The following is a 5615-nucleotide window of genomic DNA, read 5'->3' as shown; positions in this document are numbered from 1 at the left end:
CGCGCCGCTCACGCGACCACCCCCAACCCCTCTCCCAGAGGGAGAGGGGAGTTGGAGCGGCGCGTTTGCGGCAGCGCTGCCTAGCAATAACGACGCGACGAGCCGTTTTTTACTGCTATTCGGAATGACTATTTAGAGATTTTTTTAAGGATCCCCAGTAAATGTGAAAAAAGCAAAAGGAAATGCTTGGGGAAATGAGGCCTTCTGGGCAACCTTCAGCCCCAAGAGGGATGATCGGAAGGGATCTCTGGGCGAGGGCTTATGGACTTGGGCTTGGTGGTGATCGCCTACAAGGAGGGGGATCGGGAGAGCAAAGCCGCCTGTCAATTGTGTGCGGAGCAATTGCGTCGGCGCGGCGTTACGGTGCTGACCGCTCCCACCGGCTTGCACCACAACCCCTACCCGGTCTTTTTGGAGGCCACTTCGGATCCCATCGATCTGGTGGTGGTGCTGGGGGGAGATGGGTCGGTGTTGGCGGCAGCCCGCCACCTGGCCCCGCACGGGATCCCGATTTTGCCCATTCAGTCGGGGGGCAGGCTGGGGTTTTTGGCCCAGTCGGAGCGGGTGCTGCACCAGGATCCCTGGGATCGCATCCAGGCGGGAGACTTTGTTCTGCAAGCCCGCATGATGTTGCAGGCCCAGATTTGGGAGCAAGCGCAATTGGGGCAGGGAGCTATCCCTGGGGAGGGCAAGCGGCAGGGCCGCCCGGTCAGCGAAGTCTACTACGCCCTCAACGAAATGTGCCTCAAGCCCATCAACCGGGAACGCCTGCCCGCCGCCATCATGGAAATCGAAGTCAATGGCGAGATTTTGGATCAGTACCACGGAGATGGCGTGCTGGTGGCCACGCCGACGGGATCCACCTGCTACACCTTGGCAGCCAACGGCCCCATCCTGGAACCTACCTTTGAGGCCATCATCATCACTCCCATTTGTCCCCTCAGCTTGTCCAGCCGGCCCATTGTTATCAGCGGCACGGCCACGGTGGAGATCTGGCCCCTTGCCGATCCGGAAGGGCTGACCCGCCTCTGGACTGATGGTGTCTTGGCTCAATCGGTCAACCCCGGCCAGTGGGTGCAAATTCAACGGGCTCCCCTGCCGGCCAAGCTGATGATCCTAGAAAAAGACCTCTCCTACTTCCGCACCTTGCGAGAAAAGCTGCAGTGGGCCGGCAGCCGCATCTACATCCCCACCACCAACCACCGCCCCGAGGGGGGATAAAGGGATCTTAAAGTTGGGGAGCTAGAGTAGCGGAGTTTAACTCCCCTGGAATCTTCTCCTATGAGCCTCAGACTGTACCTACTCAGACACGGGGAAACCCCCTACAGCCGTTCCGGTAGCTTTTGTGGCGCCCTCGATCCCGACCTCACCCCCGAAGGCCAGCAGATGGCAGAAGCTTTTGCCGCCGCCTATGCCGGGATCCCTTGGCAGGCCCTCTACGTCAGCCCGATGCGGCGCACCTTGGCTACTCTCAGGCCGCTGGCAGAGAAGACGGGGTTGGAGATGCAGATTCGAGAGGGCTTGAGGGAAATCCACTACGGTGAGTGGGAGGGCAAAACCCACGCCGAGGCCCGCGAAGCCCATCCCGAAACCTACTGGCGCTGGATGACCGAGCCGGCCTGGAACGCTCCTCCAGGCGGCGAAACCGCCGTGCAAATTGCCAACCGCGCCCTGCCGGTTGTGGCGGAGATCGAAGCAAAATGGTCGGATGGCAACGTCTTGATCGTCTCCCACAAGGCCACCATTCGGATTCTTCTCTGCAGCCTGCTGGGCATTGACCTGGGCCGCTACCGGGATCGTATCGAGGTTTTGGCTGCCTCGGTCAGCGTGGTCAAGTTCGACCGCTATGGGCCCCTGCTGGAAAGTTTGGGAGAACGCAGCTATTTGCCGCCTGATCTGCGGCAAAGGGCAGGCACCTAAAAGTTTAGAATTACTAGAATCTTTTGGGCTTTTTTTGAACAAGCGACCATGGGCAAAAAACTGGGCTTGGCACTGGGCAGTGGCGGAGCGAGGGGATGGGCCCATATTGGCGTGATCCGGGCGCTAGAACAGGCCGGGATCCCGATCGATTACATTGCCGGGACGAGCATCGGCGCCTTCGTCGGAGCCATTTACGCCGCAGGTGAACTGGATGAGCTAGAGGACTTTGTGCGGGAGCTCAACTGGAAGATGATCCTGTCTTTATTTGATGTAGTCTTTCCCACCTGTGGCCTTCTGGAGGGCAACAAAATCTACGAGCTACTGACGGAACATTTGCAAGAGCTGTGCATTGAAGAGGCCGGGATCCCTTTTTGTTGCGTGGCTACAGATTTGATTACAGGCCAAGAGGTGCTGTTGCGGTCCGGCAAAATGGCCGATGCGGTGCGGGCCAGCATCTCCATCCCCGGCATTTTCACTCCTTTTCAGCACGAAGGTCGCTACCTCAGCGATGGGGGCATTGTCAACCCGGTGCCGGTACGGGTGGTGCGGGAAATGGGCGCCGAGGTTGTCTTGGCGGTCAACCTCAACCACGTGGATCCTGCGGATGTGGAGCCGGAGGTAGAGGAAACGGAGGTAGAAGAAACTTTTCAAAGACGCCGGCGCTTCAATGTCGAAGGAGAGGTGATCGAGGAGGAAACCAGCTTCATCACCCGCATCCGCAAACGGTACCAATCTCTACAACAAGCGATCCAGGAAAAAATTAGTCAATGGTTTCCAGACGAGCCTTCTGGCCCCAACATTTTTGACATTATCGGCAGAACTTTGAACATCATGGAGCAAATGGTAACCCACAGCATTTTGGCCGAACATCCACCGGACTTACTGTTACAACCTAAGCTCAGCCAATACAGCATCTTCGATTTCCACCAGGCAGATGCCATTATTCGAGAAGGCTATCGGCAAATGCGACGGGCCATTCCAGAATTGCGCCAAAAGCTGGAGCAGTGAACCAACACTTTTCCAGCGGTTCAACCTAAAGCTTTAAAGGGATCCGCGGCTCAAGCTTTACCAAACGCCTCTCGACGGATCCCGCTATCAAAATAGGTCTGAAGTTCACTCGATTGGGATAAATTGCAATAGCAATCCTGTGTGGATGAGATAGCCCGGGGCAGATTTTCCATCCTGGTCGGGATGGGCCAGCAGCACACAGCGATCGTGGGGGGTGAGGTTAAACCCGACAGAGGGATCAGGCTCTCTTTTCAGTTGAGAGTTGAGTTGGGGATCCCCGACAAAGGTTAGTTGGGCCAACAGAGTTAACAGCCGGTCTTGGTGGGCCAGATCCGCCCCAAAAGCAGTTCGCTCCTGTAAGGTGGCCAGCGCCACCGGGTGGCCTTCTCGAATCAAATAGGTGAGGATCCCGGCACAGCGCTCTACGGCTCGCTCCAGCTTGTTGCGATGGGCTTCAGGGCTTTCTCCCCGCGGCTGCCAGCGATTTTCAAAGCAGAGGACGATGGCCTGGGAACGGGGGCGCTCCAGCTCCCGCACAACCAGTTGATCCCGTTTGGCGGAGATCTTCCAGTGCACCGAGCGCACATCATCTTGGGGACGATAGGGCCGCAGGCTAAGGTAGTCCCCCTCCTGGCCGGCCTGAGGGCGCAACTGGCTGCCGCCGCTCAATTGTTCCCACAGCACCAGGTTTTGGACAGGGGCAGGCCGAGGAAACACGATCACCGTCTGCGGGTCCTCGATTTCCACCGCCTTGCGGAAGAGTTCAAAGGGAAAGCTGGTGGCAATCTCAAAACCCTGCAGCCGCCACACCCCTCGCCTTGAAAAGGTGTGTTGATAGAAAGTATCCAGCTTTGCGCCCGGATCCAGGCGCAAAACATAGCTGGAAGGCCAATCTGCCCGCTTCAGCCCCTCGATGCGTTCGCTCACCTGCAGCGAAAAACTGGGCAGGCGTCGCTTGCGATTGACCAGCGTCAGCCCCACCAAGACCGGCTGGCCGGCAAAGATGCGGCTGGGCAACTGCCGGCTCACCTCTAGATCTTTGAGGGTGAGGTCGGAGAGGAGGCCGCTGAGGAGAATGAGGCTGAGCAGCATCCCCAGCACCAGGTATAGGGGATTGTTGCCGGTGTTGAAGGCGGCAATACTCACCAAGAGGGTGATCCCAACAAACCGACCCCCGATGCGGGTAAAGCGGAAGCGGCGCAGAAAACGAACGCGCTGTTTCGATGGCAGCTTTGCAGAAACAGCTCCTGGTCGGGGAGACCATTGAAATAACGGAAATAGTTGAGGTAGTCTTCGGCTGAGCTTCAATAACACCTGAGCTCCCTCCTCAGCGTTCGGCGCCGCTAGGGTTCTTCTGACAAGATTTCGGCAATGGCTGCAGCCACCCGCTCCTGCTGCCGGAGAGTTAATTCAGGAAAACAGGGCAGGGACAACACTTGAGCGGCACAGAGTTCGGCATTGGGCAAATCCCCAGGTTTGTACCCCAACTTTTTGCGGTACACCGGCTGCAGATGCAGGGGGATGGGGTAGTAAACGCGGCTGGCAATGCCCCGCTCCTGCAACTGCCGTTGCACAGCATCGCGCCGCCGTGAGTCGGTTGGGTGGGAGCCAGGCACCCGCACCGTGTACTGGTGCCACACCGAGTTGCCCCCCACCGCCACCTGGGGCAGGATCAGGCCAGGGATCCCGTGCAACAGGCGGTGATAGGACTCGGCAATCCCCTGTCGCCGCCAGTTCCACTCCCGCAGGTGGGACAACTTAACCGACAGGATCACCGCCTGCAGCGCATCCAGACGGCTGTTGAGGCCAATATACTCGTGCTGGTATTGATGGGTCTGGCCGTGTTCTTTGAGGATGCGCACCTGGCGAGCCAAGTGGGCATCCCGGGTCACCACCGCCCCCCCATCCCCTGCTGCCCCCAAGTTCTTGGTGGGAAAAAAGCTGAAGCAGCCGAGATCGCCCCAGGTGCCCACCGGCCTGCCCCCCCAACAAGCTCCCACCGCCTGGGCGCAATCTTCTATCACCGCCAGCCCATGTCGGCGGGCAATGGCCACAATCTCGGTCAGGTTGGCCGCCTGACCGAACAGATGCACCACCACCACCGCCCTGGTGCAGGGGGAGATGCTCTTTTCCAGAAGCTGCGGATCCAGGTTGAAAGTACAGGGATCCACATCCACAAACACCGGACGCGCCCCCACCAAGTCGATGGCCTCGGCAGAGGCAAAAAAGCTAAAGGCAGTGGTGATGACCTCATCGCCCGCTTGGATGCCCAAAGCCCGCAGAGCCAGCACCAGAGCATCGGTGCCGGAATTGCAGCCGACAGTCTCCAGATCCCCGCCGCCCAAAAACTGGGAGAAGAGCTCCTCAAAGCGCCGCACCGCCCCGCCGCCGATGTACTGCCCCGAGGCCAGCAACGCCTCCACCTGGGGCAGCAGGTCGGCAGCCAGAGCGCGGTATTGCAACGTCAAATCCAGCAGCGGGATCGGCTCATCCATGGTGGGGGGGGGGTAGCGGCCACAGCCCATCATCGAGGATAAGAGCCGAGGAAGACAACGCTCTGGTTCAAAATGGGGCTTTTTGTAGCTTCGTTGCTGAGAAAGCTGCTGGGATCCCAGCCCCGCCCCGACTTGATCCCCATCTGAGCTAGAGTAAACGCGGTCCAGGGAACCGGTAGGCTGGATACAGCT

General features: G+C 59.0%; 5 protein-coding genes. 3 read left to right on the top strand and 2 right to left on the bottom strand.

What is annotated here, in order from left to right:
* Positions 1 to 261: 261 nt before the first annotated feature.
* From NW844_RS11895 to NW844_RS11885, 3 genes are read left to right on the top strand one after another with little or no spacing between them, the layout of a single operon-like run.
* Positions 262 to 1221, top strand: coding sequence for an NAD(+) kinase (locus NW844_RS11895; protein ID WP_414335911.1), 960 nt, complete (start codon positions 262 to 264; stop codon positions 1219 to 1221).
* Between the two features lie 60 nt (positions 1222 to 1281).
* Positions 1282 to 1920 (top strand): histidine phosphatase family protein, encoded by a 639-nt coding sequence (locus tag NW844_RS11890; RefSeq protein WP_414335909.1) that lies wholly within the window; start codon positions 1282 to 1284, stop codon positions 1918 to 1920.
* Positions 1921 to 1968: 48 nt separating this feature from the next.
* Positions 1969 to 2928 carry a patatin-like phospholipase family protein gene (locus NW844_RS11885; RefSeq protein WP_414335907.1) on the top strand — a complete coding sequence of 320 codons (960 nt, stop codon included), beginning with the start codon at positions 1969 to 1971 and terminating at the stop codon, positions 2926 to 2928.
* A 105-nt stretch (positions 2929 to 3033) separates the two neighbouring features.
* Here NW844_RS11885 and NW844_RS11880 read toward each other — a convergent pair whose 3' ends face one another.
* Positions 3034 to 4074 carry a DUF58 domain-containing protein gene (locus NW844_RS11880; RefSeq protein WP_414335914.1) on the bottom strand — a complete coding sequence of 347 codons (1041 nt, stop codon included), beginning with the start codon at positions 4072 to 4074 and terminating at the stop codon, positions 3034 to 3036.
* A gap of 197 nt (positions 4075 to 4271) precedes the next feature.
* Positions 4272 to 5423: a DegT/DnrJ/EryC1/StrS family aminotransferase gene (locus NW844_RS11875; RefSeq protein ID WP_414335912.1), complete on the bottom strand. Its 1152-nt coding sequence runs from the start codon at positions 5421 to 5423 to the stop codon at positions 4272 to 4274.
* Between the last annotated feature and the right edge of the window lie 192 nt (positions 5424 to 5615).

This window comes from Synechococcus sp. H55.2, from assembly GCF_047462495.1.
Taxonomy (GTDB): Bacteria; Cyanobacteriota; Cyanobacteriia; order Thermostichales; family Thermostichaceae; genus Thermostichus.
Note: the sequence above shows the minus strand (reverse complement) of the source record. Positions and strands in the feature narration are given on the sequence as shown.

Excerpts from the sequence above, each read along its gene's own strand:
- NW844_RS11885 (WP_414335907.1), top strand. The coding sequence starts at position 1,969 with ATGGGCAAAAAACTGGGCTTGGCACTGGGCAGTGGCGGAGCGAGGGGA.
- NW844_RS11890 (WP_414335909.1), top strand. The coding sequence starts at position 1,282 with ATGAGCCTCAGACTGTACCTACTCAGACACGGGGAAACCCCCTACAGC.
- NW844_RS11875 (WP_414335912.1), bottom strand. The coding sequence starts at position 5,423 with ATGGATGAGCCGATCCCGCTGCTGGATTTGACGTTGCAATACCGCGCT.
- NW844_RS11895 (WP_414335911.1), top strand. The coding sequence starts at position 262 with ATGGACTTGGGCTTGGTGGTGATCGCCTACAAGGAGGGGGATCGGGAG.